This is a genomic window from Nesterenkonia massiliensis (assembly GCF_000455245.1).
Taxonomy (GTDB): Bacteria; Actinomycetota; Actinomycetes; order Actinomycetales; family Micrococcaceae; genus Nesterenkonia; species Nesterenkonia rhizosphaerae.
The window spans coordinates 136,302-154,975 of record NZ_HG005167.1 but is presented as its reverse complement, the minus strand read 5'-3'; the positions used below and the strand labels follow the sequence as shown (position 1 = coordinate 154,975).

Below are 18,674 nucleotides of genomic sequence, written 5' to 3'. Positions count from 1 at the left end.
CTGGGCTGGCCCGGTACCCGGATCAGCGTGGATGCGCTCTCTGAACGCCAGTCCGCACTGTTGGGAACTGCGGCTTCGGTGGAGCGACTGCTGCGCTCGGCTGCCGGCTCACGGCTGCAGGATGTTCCGATGCCTTCTGCTGCTGACCCCGCCGCGGTGCTCTTCACCTCCGGGTCCACTGGTCCCGCAAAAGGGGTGCTCTACACCCATGAGCGGCTGGGAGCCCTGGTCGCGCTGCTTCGGCAGCAGTTCGACATCAAACCGGGCTCCTCGCTGATTGCCGGCTTTGCGCCTTTTGCTCTGCTGGGGCCGGCCATCGGTGCCACCTCAGTGACCCCCGATATGTCTGTCACCAAGCCGGCAACCCTCACTGCCCAGGCAGTGGCCGAAGCCGCAGCGGAAGGTAAAGCCACTATGTTCTTCGGGTCACCGGCGGCGCTGCGCAATGTGGTGGCCACAGCCAGTGCGCTTAAGCCGGAGCAGCGGCAGGCACTGCAGCGGATTCGCCTGGTGCTCTCCGCCGGTGCCCCGGTGCATCCAGATGTCCTGGATGCAGTCCAGGACATCTTCCCGCAGGCTGAGCTGCACACTCCCTACGGCATGACCGAGGGACTACTTCAGGCCGACATCTCCCGCAGAGATATCCATGAGGCCATGTCCACCGGCCAGGCCGGAGTATGTGTAGGACGCCCAGTCAGCGGAGTGCAGTTCGCTCTGGCGCCGCTGGATGAGCTGGGCACCCCTGCCGAGCAGCTGGTTGACCCCGCTGATGCACCAGGGGTCCTCAGTGAGCTCGTCGTCTCCGCAGCCCACCTGAAGGCCGGCTATGACCGGCTCTGGTACACCGATCGGCAGTCCCGTCGGGACACTGAGAAGGGACTGCTTTGGCACCGCACCGGCGATGTGGGCCATATCGATGCTGACGGCAGGCTCTGGATCCAGGGGCGGCTTCAGCATGTGATCAGTGCCCCTGCAGGCCCGATCGGACCCGGCGTCGTCGAGACTCCGGTTGACGCCCTCGACCAGGTAGCTCGCAGCGCCGCGGTAGGAGTGGGCCCTGCCGGTACCCAGGCGGTCGTCGTCGTTGTTGAACCCGTTGACGGTGCCAACCTTCGAGTGGGTTCCTCACCCTTAGCCCAGCCGCAGTTCGCGGCCGCGGTCCGCGAGGCAAGTTCTGAGGTGCCGGTCTCAGCAGTGCTCATTGTTGATGAACTGCCCACAGATATTCGTCACAACTCGAAGATTGAGCGCAGCAGGCTGGCCGCCTGGGCTGCGGCCGTGCTCGCCGGAGAGAAGGCTGCACTGTGAGCCACGAGATTCTGCCTCCCGCCCGGGTGCTGGTCACTGGTGCCTCAGGTCTGCTGGGCCGCAGCGTAGCGCAGCGGCTTGCCGATCTCGGTTACCAGGTCACCACCTTCCAGCGCAGCGCTTCCGACGTTGTCGGCGCACGTGAAGTGCGCGGTTCGCTGACCGACGACGACGCCGTAGCGCAAGCAGTCGACGGCCAGGACGCCATTGTGCATATGGCGGCAAAAGTGTCAGTCTCCGGCCGTCGCGAGGACTTTGAACGGGTCAATATCCTAGGCACGGAAAAGCTCTTCGACGCGGCCTGGGGCGCTGGCGTTGAGAACATCTTGCATGTCTCCTCACCGTCAGTGGCTCACGCAGGGTCCTCCTTGGTGGGTGCTCCTGCTGGTCTGCCCGATCCCCAGCATGCTGAAGGCCATTACGCACGGACCAAAGCCGAGGCAGAGGTGCTGGCCCAGGCTCGAGGTTCGGCGGGGGTCAATGTCCTGATTATGCGCCCGCACCTGGTCTGGGGTCCCGGTGATGGGCAGCTGACCAAGCGCATTATTGATCGCGCCCGGTCTGGTCGGCTTCCGCTGATCGGCACCGGCGCTCCCCTGGTGGACACGCTCTATATCGACAACGCGGTGGAGGCCTTCGTCAGCGGTCTTCGGAGGCTTCCGCTGATCGCCGGGGAGACACTGGTGGTGACCAACGGCGAACCGCGCCCCATCGGCGAGCTGATCATGGGCATCGCAGCAGCCGGCGGGGCTGCACCGCCGAAGCTTCGAGTGCCTGCCGCACTGGCCAAGGCCGCGGGCCTGGCAGTGGAGAAGATCTGGGCGCTCTCTGAGCGGGTCACCGGACCGCATCAGGATGAACCCCCGATGACTAAGTTCCTCGCAGAACAGCTCTCTACCGCCCACTGGTTTGACCAGCGCAGAACTCAGCAGCTGCTGGACTGGACGCCGTCCATCAGTATTGATCAGGGGCTGGCTCGTTTGGGCAGTCACATCCGCAGCACTGGCACGGTGCTTTAGCGGCCGCTAAGTCCGCACCGCTGCTCACCTGCCGTCCAACTGATTTCCGGGTACCGGAAAGCAACCCCTCCTAGCCTGGCTGCCACCTGACGTCAAGCCTGGGGAGACCCAACGTATCTGCAGTCGGCCTGCTCATCGACCGTTGCTTCCAAAGCCCTGGCACCGGTTGGCCTGATCCTGTTGGTGACCGGCGCAGGTGGTGTCTTCGGCCAGGTGCTGGAGGATTCCGGTGTCGGCGATGCTCTAGAGGACACGCTGGGACAGCTGCGCACCCCCGTCATTCTGCTGGCATTTGTGGCTGCAGCGTTGCTGAGAGTAGCTCTTGGTTCGGGCACCGTGGCAACGGTCACTGCAGCGGCCATCATCGCACCTCTGGTGGAAGGCTCTGACTACTCACCTGCGATGATCGGTGCCGTAGTGGTAGCGATCGGTGCCGGGGCCACGGTGCTCTCTCACGTCAACGACTCGGGCTTCTGGCTGGTGAATCGCTACCTGGGATCCAGGTAAAGAGCACCAGATGCCAGAGCCCAGATGCCTTCCGTGATGGGTCTATTAGTCCTTGTGCACCCAGTTTCATGAGACGATGGCGGACTGTCCACGATGGCGGAATGCCGTCTTCGGCTACTACCTGTTGCCAGTCAGATACCGCGTCCTTGAGTCTGATCCCGGCGGCACGACGGGCGTGCTCATCGCGCAGGTCAAAGATGCTATCGGCCTCCACCCGGATGCGCAGCAGCTCCAACTCGGGGTCGGCGTCGTGATGATGCGCAAGCATCGCAGCACTGACGCCTTCCGGGGAGGAGCTCAGGTACAGCGTCGGTTGACCTTCTGCGGAATACCGCCCAGGACGCACCGATCCCTGTAGCGCCGAGGCGACAAACTGCGGATTTACTCCGCGGTAGAAGGTGCCCGCGACGCGGCAGAACAGGGCGGAGCTGCGTTGAACTTGCGGCAAGCCGCCCTCCCCCGTCAATGCCACGAGACCTCAGTACCTGGAGATGGCCCGACGGGCTGAGTCGGTGCGCTGTTCTGGATTGGCGATGTCGATACTGGCGTGCAGAATGGTGATTCCATCTGGAGACGCCAGCATGGGAGTCAGCTGCAGGGCAGCGACCTGCGGATGGTTGTCCTTGAGCATCGCCACCCGCTGCACCGTCTCTTCCAGTGCCGATACATCTACTGCCGGAACTCCTTGATAACCCAGCAGTTTCCGTGCGGCCTTGGGTTTGCGGATCAGCCGATGCACGTCTTGATCGGTCATCGGCGGCACCGCATGCGACCAGTCGTCCAAAAGGTCCACCGCGTCACCGGAGATCCCGAAGGAGACGACCGGCCCCATCATAGGATCTTCGATGGCGCGCAGAATACAGCCCTGGCCGGTCGGGGCCATGGCTTGCACTTCGAGACCCGGGCTGCCGTATTCGGCAAGGGTTCTGCGCATATCGGATACCGTACGGCGCAGTGTCTCCTCGTCATCAATGTTCAGCTGCACCCCACCAAGGTCCAGCCGGTGCCGCAGATAAGTGTTGGTCGATTTCACGGCCACGGGGTACCCCAGTCGCTGCGCGGCAGCCACGGCTTCATCTGCACTCTCGAACGGGATAGAGGACAGCACCTCTACGCCATAAAGTCCCAGCAGCTGCTGGGTCTGCTCCTGGCTCAGCCGCTTCAGCGATGCGCCCTCAAGATCTGCCAACCATGTGGTCAGCAGTTCATCGCCCTGGCGAGCCACCGCAGTACCCTCCAGCCCGACAGGAATATACGGCTCGCCGATGCCGCGTGTGCGCCACTGCTGGTAGCGGACAACCTTTGCCAGCGCAGCCACTGATCGAGCCGGAGACGAGAAGACCGGGACCCCCTGCTGCAGGGCGCCGGACTCAATCACCGGACCAGCATTGCCGATGTAGTTCAGCGGCACATGCGGGTCCAGAATGCCGATCAGTGACATCACCATCGGCTTGGTATGTCCGCGAGCAGTCTCGGAGATCGCCCGCGCATGGTCATAGTGCACGCCGGTGATAGTGGGCTGCAGGCATACCGCCACCGAGTCGACCTCGTCGTCGTTGAACAGAGCTTCCAGTGCCTCAGTCAGCGCCCGCGCGGAGTCCCGACGGCCGCCTTCCATGTCCAGTTCTCCATTGATCGTGGTCGGCTGCAGCCCGTAGGACTCCCCCGCATCTGCCAGCAGCCTGCCCATTGAAGGTGAATTGGAGAGGATCCCGAGTTTCGGTCCCACCGGAAGCGGCTGAGTGGCCAGGACCTGCAGGACATCCATGAGCGAATCGTGATTGCCCGCTTGGATGACTCCGGAGTTATCAAGCATTGCATCTACCGCCCCTTGCGGGGCTCGGGAGATTCGGACTTCATGTCCTGGTGGCAGTCTGCGGCCCATCACATCAGATTTGGCCACAACCACCGGCTTGCTCAGTGAAAGACGCCTCGCAATGCGCGAGAACTTGCGTGGGTTACCGAAGGATTCCAGATAGACGCCGACAGCCCGGGTGGCGTCGTCGTCCTCGAAGTACTGCATCGCGTCATTGCCGGAGAGGTCAGCGCGATTGCCCGCTGAAATCACCGCCGAAAGCCCCAGTTCCCGGCGGTGCGCCTGCGCATAGAGCGATACACCAATGGAGGCTGATTGACTGAAAAGTCCCACACCCCCGCGCACCGGCAAGGTGGGCGACAGCGAGGCATTGAGCGAGATATCCGGGTCAGTATTGATCAGCCCCACAGATGCTGGTCCGATGACGCGCATGCCGTACCGGCGGGCCAGCCGCACCAGCTCACGCTGATCGATGGCGCCACCAACGCTCTCGTCATGGACTGAGATCCCGTCGGTCACCACCAGGATCCCTTTGACGCCCTTGCGGCCGCAGTCGGTGACCACTGTGGCCAGCTGCTCCGCGGGCACCGCGATAATCGCCAGGTCAATGTCCTGCTTAATGTGTTCCAGCGATGAATAGGCCGCAGTCCCACCGACCTCCAAGGCTTCGGGGTTCACCGAGTGCACCCCGCCGGTGAAATTGGATTCAATGAGGTTCTGCAGCAGGTGATAACCCACCGATCCGTACTCCCGGGAAGCCCCGATCACCGCAACTTGCTGCGGTGCCAGCAGTTCCCCGACGCTGCGTGCCTCGGCGCGATGCTCGCGGGCCTCCATCACCTCGCGCGAGCGCTCAGTGGGGTCGATGGAGAACTTCAACAGGACCACTCCGTCCTCGAATGTGCGCTGGACCTCGTAACCGGCTTCGGAGAAGACTGTGAGCATCTTGCGGTTCTCCGGGAGAACCTCGGCTGAGAAGTGCTCGAGTCCGCGTTCGCGTCCAGCTGCTGCCAGGTGCTCCAGCAGCACCGATCCCAACCCGCGTCCCTGATGGGCGTCAGAAATATTGAAGGAGACCTCCGCCTCCCTGGTTCCTTCGATGCGGTCATAGCCGCCGACCCCGATAATCTGGTCATCCAGCAGCACCACCAAGGAAACCCGGTCCACATGGTCTACATTGGTGAAGCGCTGAAGCTCTTTCTGCGTCAGCGCTGACTTATACGTGAAGTAGCGCAGGTAGATCGAAGACTCAGACTGCCCGGCGTGCATGCGCTGGAGGCGCTCAGCATCTTCTGGGTGCACCGGTCTCAAATGGGCCGCTGCGCCGTCGCGCAGCACGACATCAGCCTCCCAGTGGGCTGGATATCCGCGGAACAGTGCGCTGTCACCCATAGGATCAACACTAGCCAATGAAGACCAACACTCCTAGACCTGACTAAAGACAAGGACCACACTCACCCACTATGGCCCGCCGACCATCACGCTCCAGCGACTCTGCTCCTCCGGTCACCCCGGAGGAGAACATCATCGATATTGACGTCTCCGCCGAGATGGAGACCTCGTTCCTGGAGTACGCCTATTCGGTGATCTATTCGCGTGCGCTTCCTGATGCCCGCGATGGTCTCAAACCGGTGCAGAGACGAATTCTCTACATGATGTCCCAAATGGGGCTGACCCCGCAGAAGGGTCATGTGAAGTCTGCCCGCGTGGTAGGCGAGGTGATGGGCAAGCTGCATCCCCATGGGGACGCGGCCATTTACGATGCCCTGGTCCGTATGGCTCAGTCTTTTGCCCTGCGACTGCCGCTGGTAGATGGGCACGGTAACTTCGGCTCTCTCGACGATGGCCCTGCGGCCCCGCGGTACACCGAGGCGCGGATGACTGCCGCTGCCACGGCCATGACGGCGGATCTGGATGAGGACGTTGTCGATTTTGAGCCTAACTACGACAACCAGCTCACCCAGCCCGGTGTGCTGCCCAGCGCGTTCCCCAATCTGCTGGTCAATGGTGCCTCCGGCATCGCCGTGGGCATGGCCACGAATATGGCTCCGCATAATCTGCGCGAAGTGGTCGCTGGCGCCCGTCATCTGATCCACAACCCGGAGGCCAGCCTTGAGGACATCATGGCTCATATCCCCGGGCCTGATCTTCCCTCAGGTGGCCGGATCGTCGGGCTTGACGGCATTCGCGACGCCTACCGCACCGGCCGCGGCAGCTTCAAGATCCGCGCTAAGACAGCTATCGAACAGGTCTCCCCGCGCCGTACCGGCATTGTGGTCACTGAGCTGCCCTATATGGTGGGCCCCGAGAAGGTCATCGCCAAGATTAAAGAAGCCGCGCAGGCAAAGAAGCTCACCGGCATTGCTGATGTTCTGGACCTGACTGACCGTAAGCACGGGCTGCGGATGATCATTGAGCTCAAGGCCGGTTTTAACCCCCAGGCTGTGCTGGCTCAGCTCTATAAGCTCACCCCGCTGGAAGACTCCTTCGGCATCAATAATGTGGCGTTGGTGGACGGTCAGCCCCGCACTCTGGGGCTGTTGGAGATGCTGCAGGTCTATGTGGATCACCGCATCACCGTGGTACGCAGGCGCACCGCCCATCGGCTGGGCAAGCGCCGCGATCGGCTGCATCTTGTCGAGGGCCTGCTGATCGCGATCCTCGATATTGACCAGGTCATCCAGATCATCCGTGCCGCCGAGGACACCGGCGCCGCACGCCAGCGGCTGATGACGATCTTTGACCTGACCCAACCCCAAGCCGAGCATATTCTCGAGCTGCGACTGCGTCAGTTGACCCGCTACTCCACTTTGGAGCTTGAGCAGGAGAAGCAGCGCCTGGAGGAGGAGATCGCTGAACTCGCCGCGATCCTTGACTCGGAGTCTCGGCTTCGCGAGGTGGTCGCAGATGAACTTGCCGATGTCGCGGAGAAATACGGTGATGATCGGCGCACGCAGCTGGTGGAATCCGAAGCCGCAGAGCCAATAGTGCCTGCCGATGCGGCCGCAGGGAAGATCGACGACGCCGGTTCTCACCTTCAGATTCCAGACTCGCCCTGCTGGGCGGTGCTGTCCACCTCAGGCCAGTTGGCGCGCACTACTGACCGCTCCTCGCTGGTGCATCCCACCCGCCGAACTCGTCACGATGCGCTGCGTTCATTGGTGGCCACCACCGCGCGCGGTGAGATCGGCGCGGTCACGTCGCTGGGGCGGATGCTCCGCATTCCCGTGGTGGACCTTCCGCCGCTGGAGATCGCTGGGGGAAAGATCAACCTCAATCAGGGCGCTAAGGTCAAGGACTTCTTGACTCTCGGCACACGCGAAGAACTTATCGGGTTCGTACCCTTGGATCGGGTCATTGCACTGGCTACCGCTGAAGGCCGCATCAAGCGAGTCAATCCGGAATACCCGCTCAATCGCGACGAGTGGGAAGTCATCGCATTGAAGGACAAGGACACCGTGATCGGTGTTGATGTTGCCGCAGGCGACGATGACCAGCTGGTCTTCGTCTCCCGTGCTGCCCAGCTGCTGCGCTACGACGCTTCACTGGTGCGGCCCCAGGGTCGCGCCGGGGCCGGAGTGGCCGGCATGAAATTAGGTGAGGACGACGCCGTCATCGGATTCTCCGTGATACCTGCCGGTGCCCTTCATGAGGAGGGTGCGGCGGTGGTGGTTACGATTGCCGCCGGCGACGGCACGCTCGAGGGTCTGGAATCCGGCAGTATCAAGGTCAGCGATCTGAGCGAGTTCCCTGCCAAGGGACGGGCTACCGGCGGAGTGCGTGCCCAGCGCTTGCTGCGCGGGGAAGACCACCTCACCCTCGGCGCTGCTGTGCTTGCCTCACCCCTGGCAGCGGCTAAGAACGGCTCGGCCCGGACGGTACCGGCTGAGATGGCCCGCCGTGATGCCTCAGGCGTGCCGCTGGAGCAGCAGATCGACGCCGTCGCTTCTTCTCCGGAGGCGATGGCCCGGTTCGCTTCCTCGGTCAGCGCATAACGGTCGTCATTTCTGCGTAACACCAACGTTCTACGATGTGTAGAAATCCCGGTGAGATGGGCGTATCGTAGTAATGCACTGATATGTCAGGGCAGAAAAGGAGTACAACGTTGGCCAGCCTCGGAGATCTTGAGCGTTCTGTGATGAGCCTGCTGTGGGACGGCGGGCAGCGTCTTAGCGCCAATGAAGTACGTGACCAGCTAGATGAGTCCCTGGCTGTGACCACCGTGCTCACTGTGCTTTCACGCCTGGAGAAGAAGGGCATGGTCCACCGCGAGCGCTCCACCCGGCCGCACCGTTATGCTGCGACCGCCTCGCGCGAGGAGCACACCGTCGAGATGCTCAACGAGGTGCTGGGCACTGTTCCTGACCGCGAAGCGGTTCTTGCACGGTTTATCGGCGGAGTCTCGGACTCCGAAGCCACAGCGCTGCGCAAGATCCTGAGCAAATAGTCACTAAGCTGGTCTTATGACCAGCATCCTCCGTGAGCAGACAAGCGGGGCTGCGTGGAGTTCTTAGCGCTCTTTCTGGCAGCCCTGGCATTCCTGCTGGCAGTACCGGTCCCCCGGCTCCTGCACCAAGCGAGCTTCCGCGTACGGTCCCCGTGGACAGCGATGCTGCTGTGGCAGAGCATCGCTTTAGCCGGCGGGCTGTCGTTGGTGGGTGCCCCGATGATCTATGGGCTGGCACCATTCGGAGATTCTCTGCTTGAGGCTGTTGTCACAGTCCTGCGGCTGCTGACTCAGGAGGATTTCGCCGCCCTGGAGGACCTTGATGTCCACCCCACGCACATCTTTGCGTTATGCCTGGGCGTGCTGATCGGCGGCCACCTGCTGCTGACTCTGGCCCGTACGTATATCCGGGTACTTAATGCCCGACGCCGCCATCGGCAGCTGGTGGGCCTGCTCTCCACACCGCTGGCCCAGGAGCAGGACCCTGAGACCGCCCACCTAGTGGACACGCACATTATCGAACATGACGCCCCGTTGGCCTATTGCCTGCCAGGACGTACCAACGCCAGCTCTGTCACAGTGCTGTCCCGAGGTCTGCTGGTACAGCTCAGTGAGGCGGAGCTGGCCGCCGTCGTCGCCCATGAGAAGACGCACCTGGCACAGCGCCATCATCTCCTCACCATGGCTTTCGAGGCCTGGTACCGGGCGCTCCCCTGGCTTCCCACCACCCGCTACGGGCGGGAGGCGGTGCTGGAGCTGACTGAGATGCTCGCCGATGACGGGGCGCTGGCCGAAAGTTCCAGGGAGGACCTCCTGCGCTCCATCGCCACTACCGGAAGTGGTGAGGATCAGCCCTCGCCTGATGCAGCTGCGCCGCAGGCCCAGGGCGGTCTGATCACCGGTGCCAGGCTGCAGCGGCTGCTGCTTCCGCCGGCGCCGCTGACCCGGACAGCCAGTCTGGGCATCGCGTCTTCTGCGCTCGCGCTGCTGGCAATTCCCACCGGGCTCATCCTGATCTCCTAAGGGCAGCAGCTGCGGTGAGTTAGTTCTGCAGGAAGTCTCCAGCACCACCGACCAGTTCGGTATGCGCCTGTTCCAGTCCGGGCTTATTGACCAGCGCGGCAATCTCCGCGGCAAACTCTTCCACGGTGTAGAGCTTGCCTGCGGCTGCCCGGCGGGCTTCGATGGCCCCTGGCTCGGCTCGATCCAGCAGCGTGGCGGTGATGGTGCCTTCGATCATGTCACCTGAGACGATGGTGAGGGTGATGCCCTTGTCATCAAGGACCGGCACCATCTCGCGCAGCGCGTCTTCACCGGCACGCTTTGAACGCGCCACCGGCTCGTAGGCGTCCATGGTGGCCGTCTGGTTGATGAAGTGTGCCTGATGGCTGGTGACGAAGACGATCTGTGAGCCCGCCGGCATGGCCTGGATAGCAGCTTTGACCATGTTGACCTGCGCGTCGCGATTGAGCTTCAGCGCGTAGTCTTCGCCGCGGTCTGCCTCCATGCCGCCTGAGGCGTTGAGGATCAGTAGATCCAAAGAGCCGAAGTTCTGCACCGCGGCGTCGACCAGGGTCTGGGCTCCGCTGTCTTCAGTCAGATCCGCTCCCACCGCCACGGCCTTCCCGCCGGCTTCTTCGATCCCCTTGACCACTTTGTTAGCGCGTGGGGCCTTGGCACGGTAGTTCACGACGACGCCTGCACCTCGGGCTGCGATCAGGGCCGCGGTGGCAGCACCGATGCCGCGGGAGGATCCGGTAATCACCGCACCTTTTCCGGCGAGGTCCTGGGGCTGAGCAGAGGCAGTAGTTGCAGTCATAAGTGTGTCTCCTTGAAAGTAAATAGTGCCGTGGGCTCAGTGGCCCATGCCCAGGCCGCCGTCAACGGGGATGACTGCACCGGAGATGTATCCAGCTTCCTCAGAGGCGATCCAGCGCACCACGCGGGCGACTTCTTCGGTCTCCGCGAAGCGACCTGCAGGGATGTTCGCCAGGTACTTCTTCTGGGTGTCCTCATCCAGGGCATCTGTCATATCTGAACGGACGAATCCGGGGGCCACCACATTTGCGGTGATGCCTCGCCCGCCCAGCTCGCGAGTGAAGGAGCGGGCCATACCCACCAGCGCGGACTTGGATGAGGAGTAGTTGATCTGGCCCGGAGAACCGTAGAGGCCGACTACGGAACCGATGAGGATCACCCGGCCCTTCTTCAGCCGCAGCATACCTTTGGAAGCCCTCTTGAGCACCCGGAAGGCTCCGGTGAGATTGGTGTCGAGGACTGACGAGAAGTCCTCTTCGCTCATGCGCAGCAGGAGGGTGTCGCGGGTGATGCCAGCATTGGCCACCAGCACTTCCACCGGACCGTGGGCTTCCTCTACGGTCTTGAAGGCCGCGTCAATGGAGGCTGAGTCGGTGACATCTGCTGCCACGCCGAGAGCGCCTTCAGGGGCGTCGCCGTTTCGGGTGGTGACGGCGACCTTATCGCCGTTAGCCAGGAACTCCTCTGCAATGGCCCGGCCGATGCCGCGGTTGCCGCCGGTGATCAGGACGCTGCGTCCGCTCATTATTCTCCTTGAAGCAAAGTGGTGAGATCGAATTTCTCCATCCCACACCCTACGCGAGCACCCGGCTACCCGCGCGTCACAACACCGTTGCGCGCCCATGCCGGCAGTACTTCTACCGGCTGTAGAAGATCGCCTATCAGGCGTAGAATGAAGTGATGGCCGAGCCGGTTCACTCGATCACGGATGCTCCTCTCAAACACAGTGAGGAGCAGCATGGGCGCATGCTGCGCTATACGCTGGCGATGTCTATTCGCGTTGTCTGCTTCATTCTGGCCGCAGTTGTCGGTGTGGTGTGGGAGACATGGTGGGCCATGGCTTTTGTGGCGGCCGCAGTGGTGCTGCCGTATGTGGCGGTGGTTGATGCCAATGCTGGCGGTGACCGTTATATGGCGTCTCGCGCAGCTGATGGCTTGAACGCTCAGCCGCAGCTCACCACCGGCCCCTCTGCGGATGAGGCCGCGGAACAGCCGCAGTGGTGGGAGGCTGAAACCCAAGAGTACGACCACGGGCACTTCCCCAGTGCTGGTGACGTCATCTCCGGTGAGGTGATCACCGGCGAAGACCTGAGAGACCCAACTGAGACTGACACGCACCCGAGCGAGCGGAGGAAGAGCTGATGGACCTGCTTGGATCATTGAGCGCCGATTCCGCCCAGCAGGGCCCGGAACAGGCCGAGTGCTCCCGCAAGGGATGCCGCCTTCAGGCGCAGTGGCAGGTGAAGTGGAATAACCCGAAGATCCATACGCCCGAGCGGCGCAAGGTATGGCTGGCCTGCGCAGAGCATCGCGAGTGGCTGGAGAACTTTCTGAAGCAGCGGCTCTTCTGGCGCAGCACCGAACCGCTGGAGACCGGCACTGCTTCAGTGGACGGGGAGTTCCGAGGGTGAAAGAGCGCTACCGTTTCCTCCTGACCCCCACCTGGCTTGGGTGGCTCGCCGTATGCGCCGTTTTTGCTGTGGCCTGCTACTTCCTGGGGCAATGGCAGCTGGACCGCCGTGAGCACGCACTGGATGAGATCAACCGTGTGGTGCAGAATTATGACGAGGACCCCGTCCCCTACTCCGAGGTCCGTGAGCTCTTCGCTGATCCGGACAGCCAAGATGAGTGGACTGTGGTCAGTATGCACGGTGAGTACCTCGCCGATGACTTCCGCTTGGTCCGCAATCGGGGCCATATGAGCCAGGTCGGCTACGAGCAGGTAGTGCCCTTCCGCGAGCAGGAGACTGGCGACGTCGTCGTTCTCTCCCGTGGCTGGCTGCCCACCTCTAGTGATGACGGCTCCCGCCCGGCGTACAACCCGCAGCCCCCGGAGGGCCAGGTGGAAGTAATAGCGCGGCTGAAGCCTGCCGAGCCGGCGATCAACCGCGATGCCCCGGATGGTCAGCTGGCCTCCCTTGATTTGACTGAGTACGCCGAACAGCTCGATTACCCCCTAATCACCGGCGCTTACGCGCGGATGGCTCAGGAGGACCCCGCGCCGGAGCAGGCGCCGAGCCAGCTGGTGCGGCCCAGTATGGATGAGGGTCCGCATCTGTCGTATTCGATGCAGTGGATCGCCTTCGGTCTGCTCGGTTTCATCGGCTGGGGCTACGCCGCTCGGCTGCATGCCCGGAACCGGGATCTAGCGGCTACGGAAGAAGCAGATAGTCCGCATCAAGCCGCTGCCGGCACTATGAACCGGGATCGTCTCCGGGAGGCCAAACGCGTCCGTCGGCTGCAACAGGGCAAGCTCAGTGATGAGGACTTAGAGGACGCCTGGGTCGAGGAACATCTGAGCAATTCACGGTGAGACCCTAGGCCGACTCGTGGCTCTCCTCATACGATGACGGTTATGGCTCAGGCGCAGAATCCCCAAGCAATCGCTCACGGCACCGGCCGACCCTGGGAGGAATGGGTTCGCCTGCTCGATGAGGCTGGGGCCGCGACGATGGATCATGCGGCCATCGCCAAGCTCACCTACACCCATATGCCGGATCAGGTAACCAACCGCGGCTGGTGGGCTCAGGGCGCAGCGATAGCCTATGAGCAGCAGAAGGGGCTGCGCATCCCGGGACAGTCAAGCAGCGGGGACTTCCAAGCATCGGCCACTAAGACGTACTCGGGCAATCGCGACGCTGCCCTGCAGGCGTGGCTGCGTCTGGTGGAGGATACAGAGTCGTTCGACGGCGTGCCCTTCAGCGAAGAGCCGGCCGTCTCCTCCACTGAGAAGTGGCACTACTGGCGAGTCGGGCTTTCCGATGGGACACGAGTGAGCGTGAACATCTCCGAGAAGCCGCCGACGAGCACCGGCATCAAGTCCTCAGTGGCTGCCAATCACACCAAACTCAGCGATGAGGACACGCGTGAGCGCTGGCGGGCCTTCTGGAAGGCGATGCTGGCTGACCTCTAGCGGGACTCTTCGCGGTGCCATGCAGCGTGGTCGTCCATCCACCAGCGGAGGGCATTCCCGCTTATGGTCGGCTGTGCCGAGAACCAGTACGTCTGGTCCGGATTCCATCCGGCGATGATGCTGGCGAACTCCGCGGTCGCTGTCTTTGCGCCACGGGGCTCCATGGAGGCACTTGCCCACGGAACGGCAATGGGTTCTCCTGCGGCCTGGAGATAACAGGCCGTGGTGAGATGCACGCCGTCGTAGTCCCGCGCCACCTGCCGCCAGTCGGGGATGACCCAGCGACCGTCTCGACCGGTCGCGCGATACCAGTCATGGCGCTTCTGATACGTCACTTCCAATGGATACCGCGCGCAAAGCTCCGCCCACACCTGCGGGCCACTGATCTCCAGCAGTCGCAGCTCATCGGCCCCGTCGGGGAACTCCAGCCGATAGGTGCTGGCTGTGTCCCAGTCGAAGGCGTCCTCGACCCACCAAAGCCCCGACGGGCTCCCGTCGCTGAATGTCCCGGTGCTGGTGAGCAGGGCGTGACCGCTCACATGCGGAAACGACCACCAGTCGGCAGAGAAGTTGGAGGTGATGGACGTGTAGCGCCGACTGTTCCAGCGAACCTCGTCCTCCAGCGTCTGTTGCCGCGCGCCCTCGAGCATCTGCGGGACATCGGGTCGAACCGTCGGAGACTCTTCTCCGTCCCAGTGGACTACGTGCTGGTCGTCCAGCTGCACCGGTTCCAACCACTGGCGAACGGTAGGCCCCGCGGCCAGGTGTTCTGCGATGCGGTGCAGGGGCTCGTTGAGTTCGACTGTCGCGGCAAGGATGTCGGTCCCCTCCGGTTCCTGCCAATACCGTGCATGAGCTGCAGCGTCAGCCAGCGCGGGACGCAGGTTCTCTTCTGTGGGTTCCAGGAGCGGGGTCTCGCTCAGCACGTGGGCCACATCAGCAGGCAACACCGTCGGCGTTGGCTCGGTGGAGTCCCCGAACAGCGAGCCCCGGCTGGCTTTCGGCGCCATCCGGTAGGACGCCCAGAACTCCGCAACACCGAAAGCACGATCCTCTGGATCCCGAAGCTGTTGCTCAGAGCTCCGGGCGAACTCCAGGAGCAAGCGTCGACCACGGGGCCCGGCAAGGAGCATCTCAGGAGAAATCGGCGGCATGACCGCACTCTATACCTGAGGCTAGCTTTTACCCCGCGCGCTCACTCCAGCGCGATGAGGTCCTCGTACTCCTTGGTGTAGAGATCTTCCACGCCGTCTGGGAGCAGCAGCACGCGTTCAGGGTTCAGCGCCTCTACCGCGCCCGGGTCGTGGGAGACCAGCACGACGGCGCCCTCGTAGGTCCGCAGCGCCGCTAGGATCTCTTCACGGCTGGCGGGGTCCAGGTTATTGGTGGGCTCATCCAGCAGCAGCACGTTGGCGCTTGAGGCCACTAGCGTGGCCAGTGCCAGACGGGTCTTTTCACCTCCGGAGAGCACCGCCGCAGGTTTGCTCACATCATCTCCGGAGAACAGGAAGCTGCCCAGGATCTTCCGCTGATCGGTGTCATTGAGGAAGGGTGCAGCAGTCTTCATGTTCTCCAGCACCGAGCGCTCAGTGTCCAGTGTGTCGTGCTCCTGAGCGAAGTACCCGAGCTTCAGCCCGTGACCGTGAATCACCTCTCCGGAGTCCGGCTGGGTGACCCCGGCCAGCATGCGCAGCAGTGTCGTCTTACCGGCGCCGTTGAAGCCCAGAATCACCACGCGTGAACCCCGGTCAATAGCCAGATCCAGACTCGTGAACAGTTCCAAGGTCCCATAGGACTTGGAGAGACCTTCAGCCATCAGCGGTGTCTTGCCACAAGACTGCGGTGAGGGGAAGCGGATGTTGGCCACGCGGTCTGCCTGGCGTTCGCCTTCTACGCCGCGCATCATGCGTTCGGCGCGTTTGAGCATCGACTGCGCTGCCGTGGCCTTGGTGGCAGTCGCCTTCATCTTCTCGGCCTGCGCCCGAAGCGCGGAAGCCTTCTTCTCCGCATTGGCGAACTCGCGCTTACGACGTGCCTCATCCTGTTCGCGCTGAGCCAGGTACTTCTTCCAGGTCATGTTGTAGACGTCTACGGTCTGCCGCATGGCGTCCAAGTACAGGACTTTATTGACAGTCTGCTCGACCAGCTCCACGTCGTGGGAGATCATCAGCACGCCACCGTGGAAGGTCTTCAGGTGCTCGCGCAGCCACGTGATGGAGTCGGCGTCGAGGTGGTTAGTGGGCTCATCCAGCAGGAGGGTGTCCGCCTGCGAGAACAGGATGCGCGCCAACTCCACGCGGCGGCGCTGTCCGCCGGAGAGCGTCTTCAACGGCTGGTTTAGGATGCGGTCTGGAAGATCAAGATTGGCACAGATAGTCGCCGCCTCGGACTCTGCCGCATAGCCGCCGCCTGCCTGAAATTCAGCCTCCAGGCGGCCGTAACGGTTCATGGCCTTGCTGCGCACCGCGTCGTCGTCGCTGGCCATATCCTCTTCAGCCTGACGCATCTTCGTGATGACCTGATCCAGGTCCCGGGCTGAGAGAATGCGCTCGCGTGCGAGCTGTTCCATGTTCTCCACTTTGGGATCCTGAGGCAGGTAGCCGATGCTGCCGCGACGCTCCACGTGACCGGCAGTGGGCTGAGTCTGCCCCGCCAATACCTTCGTCATAGTGGTCTTGCCGGCGCCGTTGCGACCCACCAGGCCGATCTTGTCACCAGCATCGACGCGGAAGTTCACCTCGTCCATCAGCAGCCGTGCGCCGACGCGCAGCTCAAGGTCAGTTACGCTGATCAACGGTGAAAATCCTCAAATCTCTTCATGGGTGGTGTGCGTGGGCAACCAGGACAGTCTAACGATCCAACTGCACCAGGTGTGCATGGACGTGGAGACCTCCGACGGCGCCCCAGCGCGTATATTGCATCCGGTCTCATTGACGATCACCGAGCCGGTGGTCGCCATCATCGGAGCCAATGGCTCAGGGAAATCGACTCTGCTGCGGCTCATGGCCGGCCTCGTTCAGCCGACATCTGGATCCGTGACGTTCTCCCCGCAAGCTCCGCGAACCGGTTTTGTCTTTGCCAATCCGCAGGCACAAACGGTGATGCCTGTGGTGGGCGAGGACATTGCGTTCTCGCTAAAACAGGCCGGCGTGCCCCGTGCTCAGCGTACACAGCAGGCGGCTGAGATTCTTGCCGGTGTGCAGCTGGAGCACCGCCTGGACTCCAGCGTTTATGAGCTCTCCTCCGGGGAGCGCCAGAAGGTGGCCCTAGCTGGAGTACTGGCCGCCAACCCTCAACTCGTACTGGCCGATGAGCCTACTACGTTGCTGGATCTGCGCAGTGCCGCAGATTTTCAGGCCCGGCTGCTGGGACTGGGCGTCCCGTTGGTGGTGGCCACTCATGATCTGGACTTCGCTGTTCAAGCGCAGCGAGTACTGGTCTTTGACCACGGTCAACTGGTGGCAGACGACGAGCCGCCTGCAGCGATCGCTCACTACAGGCGGCTCGCACTCGCGTAGCCCGGGACCAGCTCAGATGTTGAAGCCGAGGGCCCGCATCTGCTCTTTGCCGTCGTCGGTGATCTTCTCAGGGCCCCACGGGGGCATCCATACCCAGTTCAGTCGCCATTCATCCACCATGGTGCCGACATGCTGCCCCACCTGCTCCTCGAGCACGTCGGTCAGCGGGCATGCCGCAGTGGTGAGGGTCATGTCGATGATCAGCGCGCCGTCCTCGGCGTAGTGCAGGCCATAGAGCAGGCCGAGGTCCACCACGTTGATACCGAGTTCAGGGTCGATGACCTCTTTGAGGGCCTCTTCAATGTCCTCAATGGGGGTCTTTGCCGCAGTGTCAGTCATGTTCCCCTCCTTTCTCTTCTCCATACTGTGCCTGTAGTAACGCATCGCGCAAGGCCATCCATCCCAGCAACGCACATTTGATGCGCGCAGGATATTTAGCTACTCCGGTGAATGCGCTCAGGTCTTCGAGCTCTTCCTGTTTGTGCGCCTCAAGCTCTTTGCCGCGGGCGTGCATGAGCTCACGGAAGATCTCCCCCAGCTCTTCGGCTCGCTGCAGGGATTCTCCTTCGAGCATCTCGTGCATCACCGACAGCGAGGCTTGGGAGATCGAGCAGCCACGACCGGTCCAGGCCAGGGTCTCGATGGTGTCGCCATCGAGTGTGACCTTCACCCGGCATTCGTCACCGCAGGTGGGGTTGACCTGGAAGGACTCGCCGTGGGCGGCGTCGATGTCACGCTCCCCGGAGCGGGCGCGGGAGTGGTCCAGAATGACCTGCTGGTAGAGCTGCTCCATAGCGCTTGCCATCTCAGCCTCCCACCTTGAAGAACTCAATCACCTTGTGCAGTCCGGTCAGGAATGCCTCAACGTCCTCGACGGTGTTGTAGATACCGGCTGAGGCTCGAGTGGAGGCATGGACGCCGAACGCCCGGTGCACCGGCTGCGCGCAGTGGTGTCCTACGCGCACCGCAATGCCTTGGTCATCAAGCACCTGTCCCACATCATGCGGATGAACACCCGCAACGTCGAATGCCACCACCGCGAGGCGGTCAGCTGCATCAGTGGGGCCCAGTACGCGCACACCAGGTATAGCCGCAATGCCGTCCAGCA

General features: G+C 62.8%; 20 protein-coding genes. 11 read left to right on the top strand and 9 right to left on the bottom strand.

Going from position 1 to position 18,674, the window contains the following annotated elements:
* The 3 genes from TX78_RS14250 to TX78_RS06240 form a co-directional block, all read left to right on the top strand.
* The coding region (locus TX78_RS14250) for an AMP-binding protein (RefSeq protein WP_044494702.1) at positions 1-1,308 on the top strand (1,308 nt) is incomplete at its 5' end.
* Positions 1,305-2,327, top strand: coding sequence for an NAD-dependent epimerase/dehydratase family protein (locus TX78_RS06245; protein ID WP_044494700.1), 1,023 nt, complete (start codon positions 1,305-1,307; stop codon positions 2,325-2,327). The genes TX78_RS14250 and TX78_RS06245, both read left to right, overlap by 4 nt.
* A 117-nt stretch (positions 2,328-2,444) precedes the next feature.
* Positions 2,445-2,834: a GntT/GntP/DsdX family permease gene (locus tag TX78_RS06240; protein WP_081652613.1), complete on the top strand. Its 390-nt coding sequence runs from the start codon at positions 2,445-2,447 to the stop codon at positions 2,832-2,834.
* Here TX78_RS06240 and TX78_RS13160 read toward each other — a convergent pair.
* Positions 2,785-3,180, bottom strand: coding sequence for an RES family NAD+ phosphorylase (locus tag TX78_RS13160; protein WP_324603313.1), 396 nt, complete (start codon positions 3,178-3,180; stop codon positions 2,785-2,787). The genes TX78_RS06240 and TX78_RS13160 overlap by 50 nt on opposite strands.
* Positions 3,181-3,312: 132 nt before the next feature.
* On the bottom strand, positions 3,313-6,042 hold the full coding sequence (locus TX78_RS06230) for a bifunctional acetate--CoA ligase family protein/GNAT family N-acetyltransferase (protein ID WP_044494694.1): 2,730 nt from the start codon (positions 6,040-6,042) through the stop codon (positions 3,313-3,315).
* Between the two features lie 71 nt (positions 6,043-6,113).
* Between TX78_RS06230 and TX78_RS06225 the strand changes: the two genes are divergently transcribed.
* From TX78_RS06225 to TX78_RS06215, 3 genes are all read left to right on the top strand, one after another.
* A complete protein-coding gene (locus tag TX78_RS06225) occupies positions 6,114-8,645 on the top strand; it encodes a DNA gyrase/topoisomerase IV subunit A (protein WP_044494692.1) in 2,532 nt (843 codons plus the stop codon).
* Positions 8,646-8,755: 110 nt separating this feature from the next.
* Positions 8,756-9,097, top strand: coding sequence for a BlaI/MecI/CopY family transcriptional regulator (locus TX78_RS06220; protein ID WP_044494690.1), 342 nt, complete (start codon positions 8,756-8,758; stop codon positions 9,095-9,097).
* 54 nt (positions 9,098-9,151) lie between these two features.
* A complete protein-coding gene (locus TX78_RS06215) occupies positions 9,152-10,120 on the top strand; it encodes a M56 family metallopeptidase (protein WP_044494688.1) in 969 nt (322 codons plus the stop codon).
* A 19-nt stretch (positions 10,121-10,139) separates the two neighbouring features.
* On the opposite strand, the gene TX78_RS06210 is transcribed toward TX78_RS06215, so the two are convergent.
* Positions 10,140-10,916 carry an SDR family oxidoreductase gene (locus TX78_RS06210; RefSeq protein ID WP_044494687.1) on the bottom strand — a complete coding sequence of 259 codons (777 nt, stop codon included), beginning with the start codon at positions 10,914-10,916 and terminating at the stop codon, positions 10,140-10,142.
* A 36-nt stretch (positions 10,917-10,952) separates the two neighbouring features.
* Positions 10,953-11,660: a 3-oxoacyl-ACP reductase FabG gene (gene fabG / locus TX78_RS06205; protein WP_044494686.1), complete on the bottom strand. Its 708-nt coding sequence runs from the start codon at positions 11,658-11,660 to the stop codon at positions 10,953-10,955.
* 155 nt (positions 11,661-11,815) lie between these two features.
* Between fabG and TX78_RS06200 the strand changes: the two genes are divergently transcribed.
* The 4 genes from TX78_RS06200 to TX78_RS06185 are packed head-to-tail and all read left to right on the top strand — an operon-like array spanning position 11,816 to position 14,048.
* A complete protein-coding gene (locus tag TX78_RS06200) occupies positions 11,816-12,277 on the top strand; it encodes a DUF3099 domain-containing protein (protein WP_044494685.1) in 462 nt (153 codons plus the stop codon).
* Positions 12,277-12,546, top strand: a complete 270-nt coding sequence (locus TX78_RS06195; protein WP_044494684.1) for a hypothetical protein — start codon at positions 12,277-12,279, stop codon at positions 12,544-12,546. Before TX78_RS06200 ends, TX78_RS06195 begins: the two co-directional genes overlap by 1 nt.
* A complete protein-coding gene (locus TX78_RS06190; protein ID WP_044494683.1) occupies positions 12,543-13,448 on the top strand; it encodes an SURF1 family cytochrome oxidase biogenesis protein in 906 nt (301 codons plus the stop codon). Before TX78_RS06195 ends, TX78_RS06190 begins: the two co-directional genes overlap by 4 nt.
* Positions 13,449-13,490: 42 nt before the next feature.
* The gene (locus TX78_RS06185) at positions 13,491-14,048 is read left to right on the top strand and encodes a hypothetical protein (protein WP_044494681.1); all 558 of its coding nucleotides are present in this window, start codon (positions 13,491-13,493) and stop codon (positions 14,046-14,048) included.
* On the opposite strand, the gene TX78_RS06180 is transcribed toward TX78_RS06185, so the two are convergent.
* The gene (locus tag TX78_RS06180) at positions 14,045-15,202 is read right to left on the bottom strand and encodes a hypothetical protein (protein WP_049897559.1); all 1,158 of its coding nucleotides are present in this window, start codon (positions 15,200-15,202) and stop codon (positions 14,045-14,047) included. The two genes, TX78_RS06185 and TX78_RS06180, sit on opposite strands and share 4 nt — an antisense overlap.
* Positions 15,203-15,243: 41 nt before the next feature.
* The gene (locus TX78_RS06175; protein WP_044494679.1) at positions 15,244-16,842 is read right to left on the bottom strand and encodes an ABC-F family ATP-binding cassette domain-containing protein; all 1,599 of its coding nucleotides are present in this window, start codon (positions 16,840-16,842) and stop codon (positions 15,244-15,246) included.
* An 82-nt stretch (positions 16,843-16,924) separates the two neighbouring features.
* Between TX78_RS06175 and TX78_RS06170 the strand changes: the two genes are divergently transcribed.
* Positions 16,925-17,566 (top strand): energy-coupling factor ABC transporter ATP-binding protein, encoded by a 642-nt coding sequence (locus TX78_RS06170; RefSeq protein ID WP_044494677.1) that lies wholly within the window; start codon positions 16,925-16,927, stop codon positions 17,564-17,566.
* Positions 17,567-17,578: 12 nt separating this feature from the next.
* On the opposite strand, the gene TX78_RS06165 is transcribed toward TX78_RS06170, so the two are convergent.
* The 3 genes from TX78_RS06165 to TX78_RS14245 form a co-directional block, all read right to left on the bottom strand.
* Positions 17,579-17,905 (bottom strand): metal-sulfur cluster assembly factor, encoded by a 327-nt coding sequence (locus tag TX78_RS06165; protein WP_044494676.1) that lies wholly within the window; start codon positions 17,903-17,905, stop codon positions 17,579-17,581.
* A complete protein-coding gene (gene sufU, locus TX78_RS06160) occupies positions 17,898-18,371 on the bottom strand; it encodes a Fe-S cluster assembly sulfur transfer protein SufU (RefSeq protein WP_044494674.1) in 474 nt (157 codons plus the stop codon). The genes TX78_RS06165 and sufU overlap by 8 nt, the downstream gene beginning before the upstream one ends.
* A gap of 1 nt (position 18,372) precedes the next feature.
* Positions 18,373-18,674: aminotransferase class V-fold PLP-dependent enzyme (locus TX78_RS14245; RefSeq protein ID WP_044494673.1), on the bottom strand; the 302-nt coding region annotated here is incomplete at its 5' end.